This is a genomic window from Streptomyces pinistramenti (genome assembly GCF_020564935.1).
GTDB lineage: Bacteria > Actinomycetota > Actinomycetes > Streptomycetales > Streptomycetaceae > Streptomyces > Streptomyces pinistramenti.
The window spans coordinates 45,542-64,218 of sequence record NZ_JAJCXB010000035.1 but is presented as its reverse complement, the minus strand read 5'-3'; the positions used below and the strand labels follow the sequence as shown (position 1 = coordinate 64,218).

14 protein-coding genes are annotated in these 18,677 nt (G+C 71.5%); 9 read left to right on the top strand and 5 right to left on the bottom strand.

Annotated features, from left to right (window positions below; translation table 11 throughout):
• Positions 1 to 71 precede the first annotated feature (71 nt).
• Genes LIU39_RS22550 through LIU39_RS22520 form a run of 7 tightly spaced genes read left to right on the top strand, consistent with a single transcriptional unit; the run spans position 72 to position 7,833 of the window.
• Positions 72 to 1,409 (top strand): enolase C-terminal domain-like protein, encoded by a 1,338-nt coding sequence (locus LIU39_RS22550; RefSeq protein ID WP_227048650.1) that lies wholly within the window; start codon positions 72 to 74, stop codon positions 1,407 to 1,409.
• Positions 1,406 to 2,203: an SDR family NAD(P)-dependent oxidoreductase gene (locus LIU39_RS22545; RefSeq protein ID WP_227048649.1), complete on the top strand. Its 798-nt coding sequence runs from the start codon at positions 1,406 to 1,408 to the stop codon at positions 2,201 to 2,203. The genes LIU39_RS22550 and LIU39_RS22545 overlap by 4 nt, the downstream gene beginning before the upstream one ends.
• 35 nt (positions 2,204 to 2,238) lie before the next feature.
• Positions 2,239 to 3,264 (top strand): sugar ABC transporter substrate-binding protein, encoded by a 1,026-nt coding sequence (locus tag LIU39_RS22540; RefSeq protein ID WP_227048648.1) that lies wholly within the window; start codon positions 2,239 to 2,241, stop codon positions 3,262 to 3,264.
• A complete protein-coding gene (locus tag LIU39_RS22535) occupies positions 3,264 to 4,925 on the top strand; it encodes a sugar ABC transporter ATP-binding protein (RefSeq protein ID WP_227048647.1) in 1,662 nt (553 codons plus the stop codon). Before LIU39_RS22540 ends, LIU39_RS22535 begins: the two co-directional genes overlap by 1 nt.
• Positions 4,922 to 5,953, top strand: coding sequence for an ABC transporter permease (locus tag LIU39_RS22530; RefSeq protein WP_227048646.1), 1,032 nt, complete (start codon positions 4,922 to 4,924; stop codon positions 5,951 to 5,953). The genes LIU39_RS22535 and LIU39_RS22530 overlap by 4 nt, the downstream gene beginning before the upstream one ends.
• A 27-nt stretch (positions 5,954 to 5,980) precedes the next feature.
• Entirely contained in the window at positions 5,981 to 6,979 is a 999-nt protein-coding gene (locus LIU39_RS22525; protein ID WP_227048645.1) for an aldo/keto reductase, read from the top strand.
• Complete coding sequence (locus LIU39_RS22520) at positions 6,979 to 7,833, top strand: amidohydrolase family protein (RefSeq protein WP_227048644.1); 855 nt, start codon at positions 6,979 to 6,981, stop codon at positions 7,831 to 7,833. Before LIU39_RS22525 ends, LIU39_RS22520 begins: the two co-directional genes overlap by 1 nt.
• 28 nt (positions 7,834 to 7,861) lie before the next feature.
• Here LIU39_RS22520 and LIU39_RS22515 read toward each other — a convergent pair whose 3' ends face one another.
• The 5 genes from LIU39_RS22515 to LIU39_RS22495 all read right to left on the bottom strand — a co-directional run bounded on the left by LIU39_RS22515 (position 7,862) and on the right by LIU39_RS22495 (position 13,739).
• Positions 7,862 to 8,533 (bottom strand): FadR/GntR family transcriptional regulator, encoded by a 672-nt coding sequence (locus tag LIU39_RS22515; RefSeq protein WP_227048643.1) that lies wholly within the window; start codon positions 8,531 to 8,533, stop codon positions 7,862 to 7,864.
• A gap of 214 nt (positions 8,534 to 8,747) precedes the next feature.
• Positions 8,748 to 10,352, bottom strand: coding sequence for a glycerol-3-phosphate dehydrogenase/oxidase (locus LIU39_RS22510; RefSeq protein ID WP_227048642.1), 1,605 nt, complete (start codon positions 10,350 to 10,352; stop codon positions 8,748 to 8,750).
• 2 nt (positions 10,353 to 10,354) lie between these two features.
• Positions 10,355 to 11,908: a glycerol kinase GlpK gene (gene glpK, locus LIU39_RS22505; protein ID WP_227048641.1), complete on the bottom strand. Its 1,554-nt coding sequence runs from the start codon at positions 11,906 to 11,908 to the stop codon at positions 10,355 to 10,357.
• Positions 11,909 to 11,957: 49 nt separating this feature from the next.
• The gene (locus LIU39_RS22500) at positions 11,958 to 12,746 is read right to left on the bottom strand and encodes an MIP/aquaporin family protein (protein ID WP_227048640.1); all 789 of its coding nucleotides are present in this window, start codon (positions 12,744 to 12,746) and stop codon (positions 11,958 to 11,960) included.
• A 228-nt stretch (positions 12,747 to 12,974) separates the two neighbouring features.
• Positions 12,975 to 13,739, bottom strand: coding sequence for an IclR family transcriptional regulator (locus LIU39_RS22495; protein WP_227048639.1), 765 nt, complete (start codon positions 13,737 to 13,739; stop codon positions 12,975 to 12,977).
• Between the two features lie 237 nt (positions 13,740 to 13,976).
• Here LIU39_RS22495 and metH point away from each other — a divergent pair, with 237 nt between their 5' ends.
• Together metH and LIU39_RS22485 are read left to right on the top strand one after the other, a co-directional pair.
• Entirely contained in the window at positions 13,977 to 17,486 is a 3,510-nt protein-coding gene (gene metH, locus LIU39_RS22490) for a methionine synthase (protein WP_227048638.1), read from the top strand.
• A gap of 172 nt (positions 17,487 to 17,658) precedes the next feature.
• On the top strand, positions 17,659 to 18,372 hold the full coding sequence (locus LIU39_RS22485; protein WP_227048637.1) for an HAD family hydrolase: 714 nt from the start codon (positions 17,659 to 17,661) through the stop codon (positions 18,370 to 18,372).
• Positions 18,373 to 18,677: the final 305 nt, after the last annotated feature.

The following is an 18,677-nucleotide window of genomic DNA, read 5'->3' as shown; positions in this document are numbered from 1 at the left end:
CGGGCGGCGCTATACATCGGATGACCGGGAAAGGTCCGATGTTCTTCCGCGACGTCCCAGGGGGCATGCGCATGGCCGCAACCGACACCGTCACGGAGCTGGAGGTCCACGACGTCCGCTTCCCCACATCGGAGCAGCTCGACGGCTCGGACGCGATGAACCCCGACCCCGACTACTCCGCCGCGTACGTCGTCCTGCACACCGAGGACGGGACACGGGGGCACGGCCTCTGCTTCACCATCGGCCGCGGCAACGACGTCATGGCCGCCGCGATCCGCGCGCTCGCCCCGTACGTCGTCGGCCGCCAGGCCCCCGCCACCGCCGCCGGCCTGGCCACGCTGCACCGCACCCTGACCCACGACTCCCAACTGCGCTGGCTCGGCCCGGAGAAGGGCGTGATGCACATGGCGGCGGGCGCGGTCGTCAACGCCGCATGGGACCTGGCCGCCACCCGCGCGGGCCTGCCGGTCTGGGAGTTCCTGGCCGCGATGACCCCCGAAGAGCTGGTCTCGCTGGTCGACTTCCGTCACCTGTCGGACGCGCTGACCCCCGGCGAGGCGCTGGCCCTGCTGCGCGCCGCCGCCCCCGGCCGGGCCGCCCGCACCGCCCGCCTCAAGGCCGAGGGCTACCCCGCGTACACCACGTCGCCCGGCTGGCTCGGCTACGACGACGGCAAGCTGGTGCGGCTGGCGAAGGAGGCGGTCGCCGACGGCTTCGGGCAGATCAAGCTCAAGGTGGGCGGCGACCTCGACGACGATCTGCGGCGGATGCGGCTGGCCAGAGAGGCCGTCGGGCCCGGCGTGCGGATCGCGGTCGACGCCAACCAGCGCTGGGACGTGCCGGAAGCGGTCCGCTGGATGACCGCGCTCGCGCCGTACGCCCCGTACTGGATCGAGGAGCCGACCAGCCCCGACGACATCCTCGGCCACGCCGCGGTCCGCGCCGGGCAGCCGGTCAAGGTCGCCACCGGCGAACACGCCGCCAACCGCATCGTCTTCAAACAGCTGCTCCAGGCCGGCGCCGTCGACTTCGTGCAGATCGACGCGGCCCGCGTGGCGGGTGTCAACGAGAACCTCGCGATCCTGCTGCTGGCCGCCAAGTACGGCGTGCCGGTCTGCCCGCACGCGGGCGGGGTCGGACTGTGCGAGCTGGTGCAGCACCTCGCGATGTTCGACTACGTGGCGGTGTCCGGCAGTTGGGAGGACCGGGTCATCGAGTACGTCGACCACCTGCACGAGCACTTCACCGACCCTGCGGTGGTCGAGAACGGCCGCTATCGCGCCCCCGCGGCTCCCGGCTTCTCGGCCCGGATGAAACCCGCGTCCGTCGCCGCCCACCGCTACCCCGAAGGACCGGTGTGGCGCGGCCGCACCCCGCGTCCGCACGGCGAACAGGAGGTCTCCGCATGAGTCAGGAACAGCCGCCCGCGGCACAGCCGGCCGACTTCACCGGCATGGGCGCCCTCGTCACCGGCGGCGGCTCCGGCATCGGCGCGGCCACCGCGGCCCTGCTGCTGGCCCGCGGCGCCCGGGTCGCCGTACTCGACCGCGACCCGTCGGGCGCACCCGAAGGCGCCGTCCGGGTGGCCGCCGACGTCACGTCCGACGCCGAGGTACGCCGGGCCGTCGACGAGGCGGTAGCGGAGCTGGGCGCCCTGCACACCCTCGTCGGCAACGCCGGCATCGGCGCCGTCGGCACCGTCGAGGACAACGAGGACGCGGAATGGAGCCGGGTGCTGGACGTGAACGTGCTGGGCCTGGTGCGCTGCGCCCGCGCCGCGCTGCCGTGGCTGCGCCGCAGCGCCGCCACCGGCCCCGGCCGGGTCTCCGTCACCCACACCTGCTCCATCGCCGCCACCGCAGGACTGCCGCAGCGTGCCCTCTACAGCGCCAGTAAGGGCGCCGTCCTCTCGCTGACCCTCGCCATGGCCGCCGACCACATCCGCGACGGCATCCGCGTGAACTGCGTCAACCCCGGTACCGCCGACACCCCCTGGGTCGGCCGGCTGCTCGACCGCGCCGACGACCCGGCCGCCGAACGCGCCGCGCTCAACGCCCGCCAGCCGATGGGCCGGATGGTGACGGCGGACGAAGTCGCCGCGGCCATCGTCCACCTGGCGTCCCCGGCCGCGTCCGGCATCACCGGCACCGCGCTCGCCGTGGACGGCGGCATGCACGGACTGCGCCTGCGCCCCGCCACCTGAACCGCCCGCCGCACACCACGACCGAGGGACCACCCATGAGACTGCGTACGACCGGCGCGGCGGCCTGCGCCGTCCTGCTCGCCACCGCCGCACTCGCCGGCTGCAACCGCGGCAGCGAAGCGGCCGGCAAGATCGGCATCGACATCCCGCGTACCGACACCGACTTCTGGAACTCCTACCAGCAGTACGTGTCGAAGGACCTGGACCACGGCGGCGTGGCCGCGCTGCCGATGTCCAACTCGCAGAACGACATCTCCAAGGTCGTCTCCGACGTGCAGGCGCTCACCGACCAGGGCGCCAAGGCGATCGTGATGGCCCCGCAGGACACCGGCGCCATCAGCTCCGAACTCCGGCGCCTGGCGGAGAAGAAGATCCCGGTCGTCAGCGTGGACACCCGTCCCGACGAGGGCGCCGTCTACATGGTCGTCCGGGCCGACAACCGCGCGTACGGCGAGAAGTCCTGCGACTACCTCGGCAAGAAGCTCGGCGGCCGGGGCCGGGTCGCCGAACTCCAGGGCGACCTCAGCTCGATCAACGGCCGGGACCGCTCGGCCGCGTTCGCCGCCTGCATGAAGAAGAAGTTCCCGGAGATCACCGTGCACGAGCTGGCCACCGACTGGAAGGGCGAGGTCGCCTCCGCCAAGCTCCAGAGCCTGCTCGCCCAGCACAAGGACATCGACGGCATCTACCTCCAGGCCGGCGGCGTCTTCCTCCAGCCGACCCTCGCCCTGCTGGAGCAGAAGAAGCTCCTCAAGCCGGCCGGTGCCCCGGGCCACATCACGATCATCTCCAACGACGGCATCCCCGACGAACTGGCCGCGATCCGGGCCGGGAAGATCGACGCCACCCTCTCCCAGCCCGCCGACCTCTACGCCAAGTACGCGCTGTTCTACGCCAAGGCGGGCCTGGACGGGAAGAAGTTCACGCCGGGCCCGACCGACCACGGCTCGACCATCGTGAAGATCAAGAACGGCCTGGAGGACCAGCTGCCCGCCCCGCTGGTCACCAAGGACACCGTCGACGACGGGAAACTCTGGGCCAACCAGCTGGAGAAGAAATAGTGCCGCCCGCAGCCACCGCCCCCACCGGGGTGCCACCGGCCGCGGCGGAGGCCGTCCGCGCCGAGGGCATCGTCCGGCGCTACGGCCCCACGCTCGCCCTCGACGGCGCCCGGCTGACCGTCAGGGCCGGTGAGGCGCACGCCCTCGTCGGCCGCAACGGCGCCGGCAAGTCCACGCTGGTCTCGGTGCTCACCGGTATGCAGCGGCCGGACGCGGGCGAGGTCACCTTCGGCGGCGCGCCCGCGCCCCGCTGGGGCGACACGGCCGCCTGGCAGCGCACCGCCGCCTGCGTCCACCAGAAGTCGATGACCGTCCCCGACCTGACCGTCGCGGAGAACCTCTACCTGGGCCGGCTGCCGGGCCGCCGCGCCATCCGGTGGCGGGCGCTGCGCGAGCGGGCCCGCGCGCTGCTCGCCGAGTACGGCGTGGACGTCGACCCGGCCGCCAGGATCCGTGAACTCGGCGTCGAGCAGCGGCAGTTCGTGGAGATCGCCCGCGCGCTCTCGTTCGGCGCCCGGCTGATCATCCTCGACGAGCCGACCGCCCGGCTCGACGCGGGCGGCATCGACCGGCTCTTCGGCAAGCTCCGCGCACTGCGCGCCCAGGGCGTCGCCTTCCTGTTCATCTCGCACCACCTCCAGGAGGTCTACGAGCTGTGCGACACCGTCACCGTCTTCCGTGACGCCCGCCATGTGCTGACCGCACCCGTCGCCGACCTCGCCGAGGACGCGCTGGTCGAGGCGATGACGGGGGAGCGGCAGGCCGCCGTGGCCCGGCGCCGCGCACCGGCGGCACGGGCCACGGGCGAGCCGGTCCTGCGCACCGAACGGCTCGCCCTGGCAGGCCACTTCGCGCCCCTGGACCTGACCGTGCGGGCCGGCGAGGTGGTGGGCCTGGCCGGCGCGACCGGCAGCGGGAACACCGCGATCGGCGAGACGCTGGTGGGCCTGCGGGCCCCGGACAACGGCCGGATCACGGTGCGCGGCCGGGTGGTGCGCGGCGGCAGCGTCCCGCACGCACTCGGCGCCGGCATCGGCTACGTCCCCGAGGACCGGCACCGCGAGGGCCTCATCGCGGGCCGCAGCGTCGCCGAGAACGCCACGCTCACCGTCACCGACCAGCTCGGCCCGTTCGGCACCGTACTGCCCGCGCGGACCCGGGAGTTCGCCCGCCGGATGATCACCGCGCTCGACATCAAGGCGACCGGTCCCGGCCAGCCGGTCTCCGGCCTGTCCGGCGGCAACCAGCAGAAGGTCGTCATCGCCCGCGCACTGGCCCGCGAGCCCGCCGTGCTGGTGGCCGTCCGGCCCACCAACGGGGTGGACGTCAAGTCCAAGGACGCGCTGCTCGGCGTGGTGCGGGCGGCCGCGGACGGCGGCAGCTGCGCGCTGATCGTCTCCGACGAACTCGACGATCTGCGGATCTGCGACCGGGTCCTTGCGGTCTTCCACGGCCGGGTGACCGCCGCCTTCCCGGCCGGCTGGGGCGATCACGAACTGGTCGCGGCCATGGAGGGGGCGCGCGGCTCGGAGGAAACACCGCACGGCTCGGAGGAAACCCCGCACGGCACGCGCCAGGCGGCAGGAACCGCAGGCACGGCAGGAACCGAAGGCACGGAAGGCACCGAGGGGACCGAAGGCACCGAAGGGACCACGCCATGATCGAGACCGCATCACCACCGGCCACCGTCGCCTCCCGGCCCCCCGCATCCCCCGCGCCCCGGGCCGCGCTCGCCCGCTGGCGGGACCTCTCCCTGGTGCCGGTGATCTTCGTGCTGGGCGTCATCGGCTTCATCGTCTCGCCCGCCTTCCTCACCCAGGACAACCTCATCGGCGTCATCCAGCAGTCCACCGAACTGGGCCTGCTGGTGCTCGGCGAGGCGCTGATCCTGATCAGCGGGCGGATGGACCTGTCGCTGGAATCGACGATCGGCCTCGCGCCGGTGGTCGCACTGTGGCTGGTGATGCCCGCGCACGGCGCCCGCTTCGCCGGGCTCGGACTCCTCCCCGCCTGGACGGCCGTCCCGCTCTGCCTGGCCGTGGGCGCGGCCATCGGCGCCACCAACGGGTTCCTCATCCTCAAGCTCCGGGTCAACGGCTTCATCGCCACCCTCGGCATGCTCACCATGCTGCGCGGCCTTCAGGTCGGCATCTCCGAGGGCCAGTCCATCGGCGACGTCCCGGCGTCCTTCGCCTACCTCGGCAAGGCCGCATGGCTGGGCGTCCCCGCCGCCGTATGGATCTGCCTGGCGCTCTTCGCCGCGGGCGGCGGCGTCCTCGGCTACCTGCGGCACGGGCGGGCGCTGTACGCCATCGGCGGCAACCCGGAGGCGGCCCGCGCCGCCGGCATCCGGGTGGACCGCCTCACCTGGATCGTGCTGGCCGCCGGCGGCGTGCTCGCCGCCTTCGCCGGCATCCTCTACACCGGCCACTACGGCGCGGTCTCCGCGAGCCAGGGCAACGGCTGGATCTTCCAGGTCTTCGCCGCGGCGGTGATCGGCGGCATCAGCCTCAAGGGCGGCCGCGGCACCCTCTTCGGCGCGCTGACCGGCGTCCTGACCCTCCAGCTCGTCATCAACGTGATGACGCTCGGCGGGGTGCCGCCGCTGTGGACCCAGTTCCTCAACGGCATGATCATCATCATCGCGCTGGTCATCTCCCGCTTCACCAGCGGCGAGAAGCAGGACTGAGGGCCCGGTATGCCGTATCTCCCGTACATGTCAAGGGAGTTGGGACGCAGCGGCGTCGCCGTCCCGCCCCTCGGCCTCGGCTGCGCCCCGCTGGGCAACCTCTACCGCGCCGTCCCCGAGACCGAGGCACAGGACGTGCTGCGCACCGCCCTGGCCACCGGAGCCCGCTACCTCGACACCGCCCCGCACTACGGCGTCGGCCTCTCGGAAGAGCGCATCGGCCGGGCGCTGCGCGGCCGCGACCGGGCCACGTACACCCTCTCCACCAAGGTGGGCCGCCGGCTGCGGCCGCTGGCACCGGGCGAACAGGCCGAAGGCGAGGGCTTCGTCGACACCCCGGCCCGCGCCCGGGTGCGCGACTTCACCCGCGACGGCATCCGCGCCACCCTCGACGCGTCCCTGGAGCGGCTCGGCGTGGACGCCGTCGACATCGTCTATCTCCACGACGTCGAACACCACCTGCGTGAGGTGTACGAGACCGGCTTCCCGGCCCTCGCCGAACTCCGCGACCAGCAGGCCGTACGCGCCATCGGCTTCGGCATGAACCACAGCGGCCTGCTGGCCGGGCTGGTCGCCGACCTCGACGTGGACGTGGTGCTCTGCGCCGGCCGCTGGACGCTGCTGGAGCGCACCGCCTTCGACGACCTGCTGCCGGTGTGCGCGCGGCGCGGCACCTCGGTCGTCGTCGGCGGCGTCTACAACTCCGGCCTGCTGGCCGACCCGGCACCCGGCGCGCCCTACAACTACGCGCCCGCGCCGCCCGACGTTCTGGCGCGCGCCCGCCAACTCTCCGAGGTGTGCGCGGAGTTCGGCGTCCCGCTCAAGGCCGCCGCGCTCCGCTTCCCGTTCGGCCACCCCGCCGTCGCCTCGGCGGTCGTCGGCGCCGCCACCGCCGATGAGGCCGCGCAGAACGCGGCGCTGTTCACCCACGACATCCCCGACACCCTGTGGCACACCCTCGTCGCCCGCGGCCTGCTCGGCCCGGACCTGCCGCTGCCCACCGCCGACCCCGGAGCGCGCCCCTGATGCGTATCGACGCCCATCACCACCTGTGGGACCTCGGCAGCCGCCCGCAGCCCTGGATGGACGGCCCCTGGGCCGACCCCATCCGCCGCGATTTCACCCTGTCCGACCTCGCCCCGGAGCTGGCCGCGCACGGCATCGGCGGCACCGTACTCGTCCAGTCCTCCTCCTCGTACGAGGAGACCGCCGAGCTGTTGGCGCTCGCGGCGGGGGAGGGGCCGGTACGCGGCGTCGTCGGCTGGGCCGATCTCACGGATCCGGCGCTCGGCGAGGCGCTGGTCGCGCTGGGGTCCGGCCTGGTGGGCATCCGTCACCAGGTCCAGGACGAGCCGGATCCCGGCTGGCTGACCCGGCCGGACGTGCTGCGCGGGCTGCGCGCCGTGGCCGCTGCGGGGCTCGTCTACGACCTGCTGGTCACGCCGCGCGAGCTGCCCGCGGCGCTGGCCGCGGCGCGCGCGGTACCGGAGCTGGCGTTCGTCCTGGACCACGCGGGCAAACCGGCGGTGGCCCGAGGGGAACGCCGGCCCTGGGCCGGGCACCTCACCGCCCTCGCCCGGCTGCCGAACCTCACCTGCAAACTCTCCGGCCTGGTCACCGAGGCCGACTGGGCCACCTGGCGGCCTCGGCAGCTCCTGCCGTACGCCCATCACGTCCTGGACACCTTCGGCCCCGACCGGGTCCTCTTCGGCTCCGACTGGCCGGTCTGCACCCTCGCCGCCCGCTACGACGGCGTCGTCGCCCTCGCCGAGTCGGCCACCCGCCGTCTCACCGCGGCCGAACGCGCCGCCGTCTTCGGCGAAACGGCGGCACGGGTGTACGGCATCGGGCGGCGCGGGACGCGGCAGCGAGGGGAGTGAGGGAGGGACGGGAAACCGGGGGCGGCCGTCACAGCGTCGAGCGCAGCCACTGTTCCACGCTCGCGATGTGCACCGTCGCCCACGCCCGCGCGGCCTCCGCGTCGCGGTCGCGCAGCGCCCCGATGATCGCGCGGTGCTCGGTGAGGGTGCGGGCCACCGCGTCCTTCTGCGTCAGCCCACGCCAGATCCTGGCCCGGGTGGTCGGCCCGGACAGGCCGTCCAGCAGCGAACAGAGCACGGAGTTGCCGGACGCGGAGACGATCCTGCGGTGGAACTCCAGGTCGCCGCCCACCAGATCCTCCACCGAAGGGGCCGGGCCCAGGGCGTCCAACTGCGCTTCCAGGGCGTCGAGTTCGGCCGGATCGATCCGGCCTGCCGCCATCGCCGTGGCGGCCGGCTCCAGGATCCGGCGGACGGAGAGGAATTCCAGCACCGTGTCGTCGCGGTGGAAGTCCACCACGAAGCTCATCGCCTCCAGCAGAAGCTGCGGATCGAGGCTGGTGACGTACGTCCCGTCGCCCTGCCGGACGTCCAGGATGCGGATCAGCGAGAGCGCGCGGACCGCCTCGCGCAGGGAATTGCGCGACAGGCCGAGATCGGCGGCCAGTTCGCTCTCCTTGGGCAGCCGGTCGCCCGGCCGCAGCGCCCCCGAGACGATCATGCCCTTGATCTTCTCGATGGCCTCGTCAGTGACGGCCATGGCCGACCTCCCCGCTCGGACCCGCCGGACATCCACCAAGACATCCGATGTCTGGCCCCATTATGGCCTCTCCCGCGCCCGCCGGCGGCCTCCGCACCCGGACCAGCCGTCCCCGCCCCCACGGCAAACCCCCACCGGCTCCGGCCCCACCGCACGCCGGAGGGGCGGCCCCCGCCCACCGGGAACCGCCCCTCCGTCCGACCGTGCCCGAGGATCAGCCCTCCAGCATGCCCTTCACCTTGGCGCGGACGTCCTCCGTGTCCAGGCCGCGGATCGTGAGCGTGGTACGGCGGCGCAGCACGTCGTCCACGGTCTCGGCCCACTCGTGGTCACGGGCGTAGGCGACCTGCGCCCAGATCTCCGGCGCGTCCGGGTGGATCCGCTCGGCCAGCTCCGGGTTCTCGTTCGCCAGCCGGGCGATGTCGAAGGACAGCGAGCCGTAGTGGGTGGCGAGGTGACGCGCGGTCTCCGGGGCCATCCGCGGGCCGGGGGTGGAGCCGTCGATCAGCAGCCGGTGCGCCACCGCGTTCGGGTTGGCGATACCGGGCAGCGGGAGCTTCTTCGGCAGGTGCGAGATCGGCTCCATGTCCTCGGCCAGCGGGTGGCCGGGGAGCGCGGCGAGCTTGTTCATGACCGTACGGCCGATGTGCCGGAAGGTCGTCCACTTGCCGCCCGCCACGGACAGCATGCCGCCGCTGCCCTCGGTGACGACCGTCTCGCGCTTGGCCTTCGAGGTGTCGCCGGGGCCGCCGGGCAGCACCCGCAGACCGGCGAACGAGTACGTGATCAGGTCGCGCGAGAGCTGCTGGTCACGGACCGAGAACGCGGCCTCGTCGAGGATCTGCGCGGTGTCCTTCTCGGTGACCGCGACATCCGCCGGGTCGCCCTCGTACTCCTCGTCGGTGGTGCCGAGCAGCAGCATGTCCTCCCAGGGGAGGGCGAAGGTGATGCGGTACTTGTCGATCGGCGTGGCCAGCGCGGCCTTCCAGGGGGCGGTGCGCTTGAGCACCAGGTGCGCGCCCTTGGACAGGCGGATGGAGGGGGCCGAGTCCTTGTCCTCCATCTTGCGCAGGTGGTCGACCCACGGTCCGGTGGCGTTGAGCACGAGGCGGGCGTTGACGCCGAACTCCTCGCCCTCCATCCGGTCCTTCAGCTCCGCGCCCGTGACCCGGCCCTGGGTGAAGCGCAGGCCGGTGACCTCGGCGTGGTTGAGGACCGTGGCGCCGGCCGCGACGGCGGCGCGGACGGTCATCAGGGCCATCCGGGAGTCGTTCATCTGGTCGTCGCCGTACACGGCAACGGCCTTGAGGTTGTCGGTCCGCAGCTCCGGCACGTCACGCTGGGCCTTGGCCGGCGATATGACGTGGCCGACACCGTCGCCGAAGGCGGACAGCGCGGAGTACGCGAAGACGCCGGCGCCGAGCTTGGCCGCGCCGTGCGGGCCGCCCTTGTAGACGGGCAGGTAGAAGGTCAGGGGGTTGGCGAGGTGCGGTGCCACGTCACGCGAGACCGCACGCCGCTCGAAGTGGTTCTCCGCCACCAGCTTGACCGCGCCGGTCTGCAGGTAACGCAGGCCGCCGTGCAGCAGCTTGGAGGAGGCGGAGGAGGTGGCGCCGGCGAAGTCACCGGCGTCCACCAGGGCCACCCGCAGTCCGGCCTGCGCGGCGTGCCAGGCAGTGGAGATGCCCAGGATGCCGCCACCGATCACCAGGAGGTCGTACGTCGCCTTGGAAAGCTGTTCCCGGGTCTCGGCGCGGCTCGCGGTCGAACCATCGGCCGGGTGCGTCCCAAGTGCCGGGACGCTCTGCAGGGTGCTCATGATTACTCCTCGACAATGCTGTCATCGAGCCAGCCCATGGAGCGTTCCACGGCCTTGAGCCAGCTCTTGTACTCGCGGTCACGGGTGGCCGCTTCCATCCGGGGGGTCCACTCGGCGGCCCGGCGCCAGTTGGCGCGCAGTTCGTCGGTGCTGGACCAGAAGCCGACGGCCAGTCCGGCCGCGTAGGCGGCGCCGAGGCAGGTCGTCTCGGCGACCATCGGGCGCACCACGGGCGCGTCCAGGAAGTCCGAGATGGTCTGCATCAGCAGGTTGTTGGAGGTCATTCCGCCGTCGACCTTCAGTGCGGTCAGCTCGACGCCGGAGTCCTTGGTCATGGCGTCGGTGATCTCGCGCGTCTGCCAGGCGGTGGCCTCAAGCACGGCGCGCGCGATGTGCGCCTTGGTGACGTAACGGGTCAGGCCCGCGATGACGCCGCGGGCGTCCGAGCGCCAGTAGGGGGCGAACAGGCCGGAGAACGCCGGCACGAAGTACGCGCCGCCGTTGTCGTCCACCGTGCTGGCCAGCGTCTCGATCTCGGCGGCGGAGTTGATCAGGCCCATCTGGTCGCGCATCCACTGCACCAGCGAGCCGGTGACGGCGATGGAGCCTTCCAGCGCGTACACCGCCTGCTGGTCGCCGATGCGGTAGCCGACGGTGGTGAGCAGGCCGTTGTACGAGTTCACCGGCTCGTGTCCGGTGTTCATCAGCATGAAGGTGCCGGTGCCGTACGTGGACTTGGCCTCGCCCTGGTCGAAACAGGTCTGGCCGAACAGCGCGGCCTGCTGGTCGCCGAGCGCGGAGGCGACCGGGACACCCGCGAGGACGCCGTCGGCGGTGGTGCCGTAGATCTCGGCGGAGGACTTGATCTCGGGGAGGACCTCCGCCGGGATGTGGATCGACTGGAGGATCTTCTCGTCCCACTCCAGCCGGTGCAGGTTCATCAGCAGGGTGCGCGAGGCGTTGGTGACGTCCGTGACGTGCACGCCGCCGTTGACGCCACCGGTGAGGTTCCAGATGACCCAGGAGTCCATGGTGCCGAAGAGGATGTCGCCGCGCTCGGCGCGCTCGCGCAGGCCGTCGACGTTGTCCAGCAGCCAGCGGATCTTGGGCCCGGCGAAGTACGAGGCCAGCGGCAGGCCGGTCTCGCGGCGGAAGCGGTCCTGGCCGACGTTGCGGCCCAGTTCCTTGCAGAGCGCGTCGGTGCGGGTGTCCTGCCAGACGATGGCGTTGTGGACGGGCTCGCCGGTGTGCTTGTCCCAGAGCAGCGTGGTCTCGCGCTGGTTGGTGATGCCGATCGCCTTGACGTCGGCGGCGGTGATGCCGGCCTTCTCGACGGCGCCGGCCACGACCTGCTGGACGTTGGCCCAGATCTCGGCCGCGTCGTGCTCGACCCAGCCCGGCTTCGGGAAGATCTGCTCGTGTTCCTTCTGGTCGACCGACACGATGCGGCCGTCCTTGTCGAAGACGATGCAGCGGCTGGAGGTCGTGCCCTGGTCGATGGCCGCGATGAACGGTCCGTGGCCGTGGGAGGAGGGCGTGTTGTGGGTGTCGCTCATGGTGTGCTCCAGAAAATCTGTGCGGGCGGGGTCGGGGCGGGGTCGCGGATCAGGCGAATGCCACCTGATAGATGCCACCGGCGATGGCCCCGCCAATCAGCGGGCCGACGACCGGGATCCAGGCGTATCCCCAGTCCGAACCGCCCTTGTTGGGCAGCGGCAGCAGCGCGTGCACGATGCGCGGCCCGAGGTCGCGGACCGGGTTGATGCCGTAGCCGGTGGGCCCGCCCAGCGACAGACCGATACCGACGACGACCAGGGCGACCAGCAGGGAGCCCAGCGGCCCGACGCCCTTGCCGTTGTCGCTCAGGCCGAGGTTGAGGATCGCCAGCACGAGCACGATGGTGGCGATGATCTCGGTTGCGAGGTTCTGTACCGCGTGCCGGATTTCCGGGCCGGTGGAGAAGATGCCCAGAACCGGGCCTGCCTTCGGTGCCGCGGCCTGATCGACGAGGCCGTCCGTGCCGTTGTGCGCGGCCAGCACCTCGGGGTCCGTCAGGTGCGCCCGGAACTGCCCGTAGTACGAGATCCACACCAGGAACGCGCCGATCATGGAGCCGAGCAGCTCGCCGCCGAAGTAGACCGGTACCTGGCTCCACTCGATGCCGCCCTTGATGGCGAGCCCGATGGTGACCGCGGGGTTGAGGTGCGCGCCGGACTTCGCGGCGATGTAAGCGCCCGCGAGGACGGCCAAGCCCCACCCGAAGGCGATGGCGACCCACCCGGCGTTGTACGCCTTGGAGCGCTTGAACGTGACGGCGGCGCAGACGCCACCGCCCAGCAATATCAGAACAGCGGTACCGATGGTCTCGCTGATGAAGATGTCGGAGCTGGACACCCGCGACTCCTTTGTCCTTCGTCCAGGGGAAGGCGGACCCCCAGGTCCCTCCGGTGGTCCGCACCCTCCAAGAGGGTGGTGGTCGGCCCGCGGCACTGCCCACCATAACGAAGATTGTCGCAAGGTGTTCGACAATGCCGACCGACGAACGGCAGTTTTGTTTACCCGCAGGAAACCGTCAAGGCATCTGTGGCGAAAACCTTGGGTGAGTAATTGCACCTAAAACGGTCAGAAGCGGCCTGCACCAAGATCCCTGGACACGGCGCGTGCGCAATCCCTCACAGCAGCGATGATTTCCGGCCGTAGCTCGCCCTCTTTGCACACCCGCTCCACGGCCCCTGTGATTCCCACCGCACCCACCGGCATCCGCCTGCGGTCATGGATCGGCGCGGCCACCGACGCCACCCCGTCCCAGGTCTCCTCGACGTCCGCGGCCCAGCCGCGCGCCCGGGTCACGTCCAGCACGCCCTCGAAGTCGTCGAGACCGGTCACCGTGCGCGGCGTGAGCGGCTGCCGCTCCACCTCCGTGACCTCGCTGTGCGCCACCGGGTCGTACGCGCACAGCACCTTGCCCAGCGCCGTGCTGTGGAGCGGGTGCATCGCGCCCACCTCAAGGACCTGGCGGCTGTCGTCCGGCCGGAAGACGTGATGGACGATCAGCACGCCCTGCTGGTGCAGCACACCGAGATACACGCTCTCGCCGCTGGAACGGGCCAGATCGTCGGTCCACACCAGCGCCCGCGCGCGCAGCTCGTGCACGTCCAGGTAGCTGTTGCCGAGGCGCAGCAGTTCGGCGCCCAGCTGGTAGCGCCCGGACGCCGGGTCCTGTTCGACGAAACCCTCCTGCTGGAGGGTGCGCAGGATGCCGTGTGCGGTCCCCTTGGCCAGGCCGAGGGCGGAGGAGATGTCGGACAGACCCAGCCGCCGTTCCCCGCCGGCCAGCAGCCGCAGCACTGCGGCGGCTCGCTCCAGCGACTGGATGGTGCGTGCCATCGGACAACCTCCGTATTGAGCGGTTCGACAATGCTGAACGATATCGGCCCATGCCGACCGGCGGGGGGCACTGGAGCCATCACGATCATGGATTGTGCCGCGCACGCGGCAGGCCACGTGGCTGTCCACGCGCTGGAATGCGGCACCCCCGTCCCGGGCCGGCAGCTACGCTGGCCGGGTGCGCCCTCTCCCGGAGGGTGCAAAGCCGACAGCCGTCGCAACCAGGGGAGTATCTCCATGGCCTCGTACACGCCATCGTCCGACAGCACATCCCGCGTCGATTCCTTCCGCGAGGCGCTGGCCTCCCGGGTGGTGGTCGCCGACGGGGCGATGGGCACGATGCTGCAGGCGCAGGACCCGACGATGGAGGACTTCCAGCAGCTGGAGGGCTGCAACGAAGTCCTCAACATCACCCGTCCGGACATCGTGCGCTCGGTGCATGAGGAGTACTTCGCGGTCGGCGTCGACTGCGTGGAGACCAATACCTTCGGTGCGAACTTCGCCGCGCTGGCCGAATACGACATCCCCGAGCGGGTCTTCGAACTGTCCGAGTCCGGCGCCCGGATCGCCCGCGAGGCCGCCGACGAGTTCACCGCGTCGACCGGGCAGCAGCGCTGGGTGCTGGGCTCGATGGGCCCCGGCACCAAGCTGCCGACGCTGGGCCACGCCCCGTACGTCACGCTGCGCGACGCCTATCAGCAGAACGCCGAGGGCATGATCGCCGGCGGCGCCGACGCGCTGCTGGTGGAGACGACGCAGGACCTGCTGCAGACCAAGGCCGCCATCCTCGGCGCCCGCCGCGCCCTCGCAGCGACCGGCACCCGCCTCCCGGTGATCTGCTCGGTGACGGTCGAGACCACCGGCACCATGCTGCTGGGCTCGGAGATCGGCGCCGCGCTGACCGCGCTGGAGCCGCTCGGCATCGACATGATCGGCCTCAACTGCGCCACCGGACCGTCCGAGATGAGCGAGCACCTGCGCTACCTCGCCCGCAACTCCCGCGTCCCGATCTCCTGCATGCCCAACGCGGGCCTGCCGGTCCTGGGCAAGGACGGCGCGCACTACCCGCTGTCCGCAGGTGAACTCGCCGACGCGCAGGAGTCGTTCGTCGCCGAGTACGGCCTGTCGCTGGTCGGCGGCTGCTGCGGCACGACCCCCGAGCACCTGCGGCAGGTCGTCGAGCGGGTGCGCGGCCTGGTCCCGCCGGCCCGCGAGGCGCGCCCCGAGCCCGGCGCCGCCTCCCTCTACCAGACCGTGCCCTTCCGCCAGGACACCTCCTACCTCGCCATCGGGGAGCGCACCAACGCCAACGGGTCGAAGAAATTCCGCGAGGCGATGCTGGAGGCCCGCTGGGACGACTGCGTGGAGATCGCCCGCGACCAGATCCGCGAGGGCGCCCACATGCTCGACCTGTGCGTCGACTACGTCGGCCGGGACGGTGTCGCCGACATGGAGGAGCTGGCCGGCCGGCTCGCCACCGCCTCCACCCTGCCGATCGTGCTGGACTCCACCGAACTGCCCGTGCTCCAGGCCGGCCTGGAGAAGCTGGGCGGCCGCGCGGTGATCAACTCCGTCAACTACGAGGACGGCGACGGCCCCGAGTCCCGCTGGGCGAAGGTGACCGCGCTGGCCGCCGAGCACGGCGCGGCGCTGATCGCGCTGACCATCGACGAGAAGGGCCAGGCCCGCACCGCCGAGGACAAGGTCGCCATCGCGGAGCGGATCATCGCCGACCTGACCGGCAACTGGGGCATCCACGAGTCGGACATCCTCATCGACACCCTGACCTTCACCATCTGCACCGGTCAGGAGGAGTCCCGCAAGGACGGCATCAACACCATCGAGGCGATCCGCGAACTCAAGCGCCGCCACCCCGACGTACAGACCACGCTGGGCCTGTCGAACATCTCCTTCGGCCTGAACCCCGCCGCCCGCATCACGCTCAACTCCGTCTTCCTCGACGAGTGCGTCAAGGCCGGCCTGGACTCGGCGATCGTGCACGCCTCGAAGATCCTGCCGATCGCCCGGCTGGAGGAGGAGCAGGTCAAGGCCGCCCACGACCTGATCTACGACCGCCGCGCCGAGGGCTACGACCCGCTGCAGAAGCTCATGGAGCTGTTCGAGGGCGTCAACACCAAGTCCCTCAAGGACGGCCGCGCCGAGGAACTCCTGGCCCTGCCGCTGGACGAGCGCCTTCAGCGCCGCATCATCGACGGCGAGAAGAACGGCCTGGAGGCCGACCTGGACGAGGCGCTGACGAGCCGTCCGGCGCTGGCCATCGTCAACGACACGCTCCTGGAAGGCATGAAGGTCGTCGGCGAGCTGTTCGGCTCCGGCCAGATGCAGCTGCCGTTCGTCCTCCAGTCCGCCGAGGTCATGAAGACCGCGGTCGCCCACCTCGAACCGCACATGGAGAAGAGCGACGACGAGGGCAAGGGCACCATCGTGCTCGCCACCGTCCGCGGCGACGTCCACGACATCGGCAAGAACCTCGTCGACATCATCCTGTCCAACAACGGCTACAACGTCGTCAACCTCGGCATCAAGCAGCCCGTTTCGGCGATCCTGGAGGCCGCCGAGGAACACCGCGCGGACGTCATCGGCATGTCGGGACTCCTGGTCAAGTCCACGGTGATCATGAAGGAGAACCTCCAGGAGCTGAACCAGCGCAACATGGCAGCCGACTTCCCCGTCATCCTCGGCGGCGCCGCCCTCACCCGCGCCTACGTCGAACAGGACCTGCACGAGATCTACGAGGGCGAGGTCCGCTACGCCCGGGACGCCTTCGAGGGACTGCGCCTGATGGACGCCCTGATCGCCGTCAAGCGCGGGGTGCCGGGTGCGGCGCTGCCCGAGCTGAAGCAGCGGCGGGTGCCCAAGCGCGAGACCGCCGTCCTGGAGGCCGAGGAACCCGAGGGCTCGGTGCGCTCCGACGTCGCCGTCGACAACCCCGTCCCCGAGCCGCCGTTCTGGGGCACCCGCGTCGTCAAGGGCATCCAGCTCGCCGACTACTCCTCCTGGCTGGACGAGGGCGCCCTCTTCAAGGGCCAGTGGGGCCTCAAGCAGGCCCGTACGGGAGACGGCCCGACGTACGAGGAGCTGGTGGAGGCCGAGGGCCGGCCGCGGCTGCGCGGCTGGCTGGACAAGCTCCAGACCGAGAACCTCCTGGAAGCCGCCGTCGTGCAGGGCTACTTCCCCTGCTACTCCAAGGGCGACGACCTCATCCTCCTGCACGAGGACGGCACCGAGCGCACCCGCTTCACCTTCCCGCGCCAGCGCCGCGGCCGGCGCCTGTGCCTGGCCGACTTCTTCCGGCCCGAGGAGTCGGGCGAGCGGGACGTCGTCGGGCTTCAGGTCGTCACCGTCGGCTCACGGATCGGCGAGGCGACCGCCGAGCTGTTCGCCGCCAACGCCTACCGCGACTACCTCGAACTGCACGGCCTGTCCGTCCAGCTCGCCGAGGCGCTGGCCGAGTACTGGCACGCCAGGGTCCGCTCCGAGCTGGGCTTCGCCGGCGAGGACCCCGCCGACGTCGAGGACATGTTCGCCCTCAAGTACCGCGGCGCGCGCTTCTCGCTGGGCTACGGCGCCTGCCCCGACCTGGAGGACCGCGCCAAGATCGCCGACCTGCTCGAACCCGGGCGCATCGGCGTCGAGCTGTCCGAGGAATTCCAGCTCCACCCCGAACAGTCCACCGACGCGATCATCATCCACCACCCCGAAGCGAAGTACTTCAACGCACGGTGAGCAGCACGCGGCCGCCCGTCATCCCCGGCGGGCGGCCCGCCACCGCCGCGGCGGGCACCTCGCCGTGGGCAGTCGTACACTGGTCGGTCCGGTAGTGGCCGGTCGCTTCCCCCGTCCGGGGCGGCGACCGGCCCTTTCGTCCCTTCGGGGACGCCCTCACGGAGGTGGACGGATGACCAGCAGCATCCCCGCGGTCGATACCCGTACGGCCGAAGGCGCGACCCTCCAGGCCGTCTTCCTCGACCTGGACGGCACCCTCGTCGACACCGAGGGCTTCTGGTGGGAGGCGGAGGCGGAGGTCTTCGCCGAACTGGGGCACATCCTGGACGACACCCACCGCGGCGTCGTCGTCGGCGGCCCGATGACCCGCAGCGCCGGCTACCTGATCCGCGCCACCGGAGCCGAGATCGGCCTGACGGAGCTGAGCGGCCTGCTCAACGCCCGCTTCGCCGCCCGGATCGCCCATGGCGTGCCGCTGATGCCCGGCGCGCACCGGCTGCTCGCCGAACTGGCCGCGCACGCCGTGCCCACCGCGCTGGTCTCGGCCTCGCACCGGACCATCATCGACCGGATGCTGCTCTCCCTGGGAGCGGCGAACTTCCACCTGACCCTCGCGGGTGACGAACTGCCACGCACCAAGCCGCACCCGGACCCGTATCTGACGGCGGCGGCGCGGCTGGGCGTCGACCCGGCGCGGTGTGCGGTGGTGGAGGACACGATGACCGGCGTGACGGCGGCCGAGGCCGCGGGCTGCCGGGTCGTCGCCGTGCCGTCCGTGCTGCCGATCCCGCCCGCCGACGGCCGTACGGTCGTCCGTTCGCTCGAAGAAGTTGATCTGCCTTTTCTCCGGTCACTCATCACGGAAAGCCGAGACGGCGTGCACTGAGCGTGCTTCGGTGAAAACCGACGGAACTCAGGGGAGTGGTGCGCTCATTTTCCGTGACGAATGCACGCCCGAATTCCCGCATCGTGAAGGGTAATTGGAGGCGTGACGTTTCTCACGCGCCATGGCGTCGACAGTCGGGCCGACAGGTGTTCCAGGGGGCCTCTTCGACCCTTTGTGCGGGGGTAAGTGTCCGGATTGGTGGAGCGACGTACGAATCGTTCCGCCGTCCGGTTATCGGTCGTCCGGGTACGGATATCCCGTGGCGATATAACGGCAACTCCGTTCCGTCCCGGACCGGCTGGCCG

Coding starts and splice junctions, on each gene's coding strand:
- LIU39_RS22545 (WP_227048649.1), top strand. CDS start 1,406: ATGAGTCAGGAACAGCCGCCCGCGGCACAGCCGGCCGACTTCACCGGC.
- LIU39_RS22550 (WP_227048650.1), top strand. CDS start 72: ATGGCCGCAACCGACACCGTCACGGAGCTGGAGGTCCACGACGTCCGC.
- LIU39_RS22510 (WP_227048642.1), bottom strand. CDS start 10,352: ATGAGCACCCTGCAGAGCGTCCCGGCACTTGGGACGCACCCGGCCGAT.
- metH (WP_227048638.1), top strand. CDS start 13,977: ATGGCCTCGTACACGCCATCGTCCGACAGCACATCCCGCGTCGATTCC.
- LIU39_RS22525 (WP_227048645.1), top strand. CDS start 5,981: ATGTCAAGGGAGTTGGGACGCAGCGGCGTCGCCGTCCCGCCCCTCGGC.
- LIU39_RS22485 (WP_227048637.1), top strand. CDS start 17,659: ATGACCAGCAGCATCCCCGCGGTCGATACCCGTACGGCCGAAGGCGCG.
- LIU39_RS22530 (WP_227048646.1), top strand. CDS start 4,922: ATGATCGAGACCGCATCACCACCGGCCACCGTCGCCTCCCGGCCCCCC.
- LIU39_RS22515 (WP_227048643.1), bottom strand. CDS start 8,533: ATGGCCGTCACTGACGAGGCCATCGAGAAGATCAAGGGCATGATCGTC.
- LIU39_RS22495 (WP_227048639.1), bottom strand. CDS start 13,739: ATGGCACGCACCATCCAGTCGCTGGAGCGAGCCGCCGCAGTGCTGCGG.
- LIU39_RS22520 (WP_227048644.1), top strand. CDS start 6,979: ATGCGTATCGACGCCCATCACCACCTGTGGGACCTCGGCAGCCGCCCG.
- glpK (WP_227048641.1), bottom strand. CDS start 11,908: ATGAGCGACACCCACAACACGCCCTCCTCCCACGGCCACGGACCGTTC.
- LIU39_RS22540 (WP_227048648.1), top strand. CDS start 2,239: ATGAGACTGCGTACGACCGGCGCGGCGGCCTGCGCCGTCCTGCTCGCC.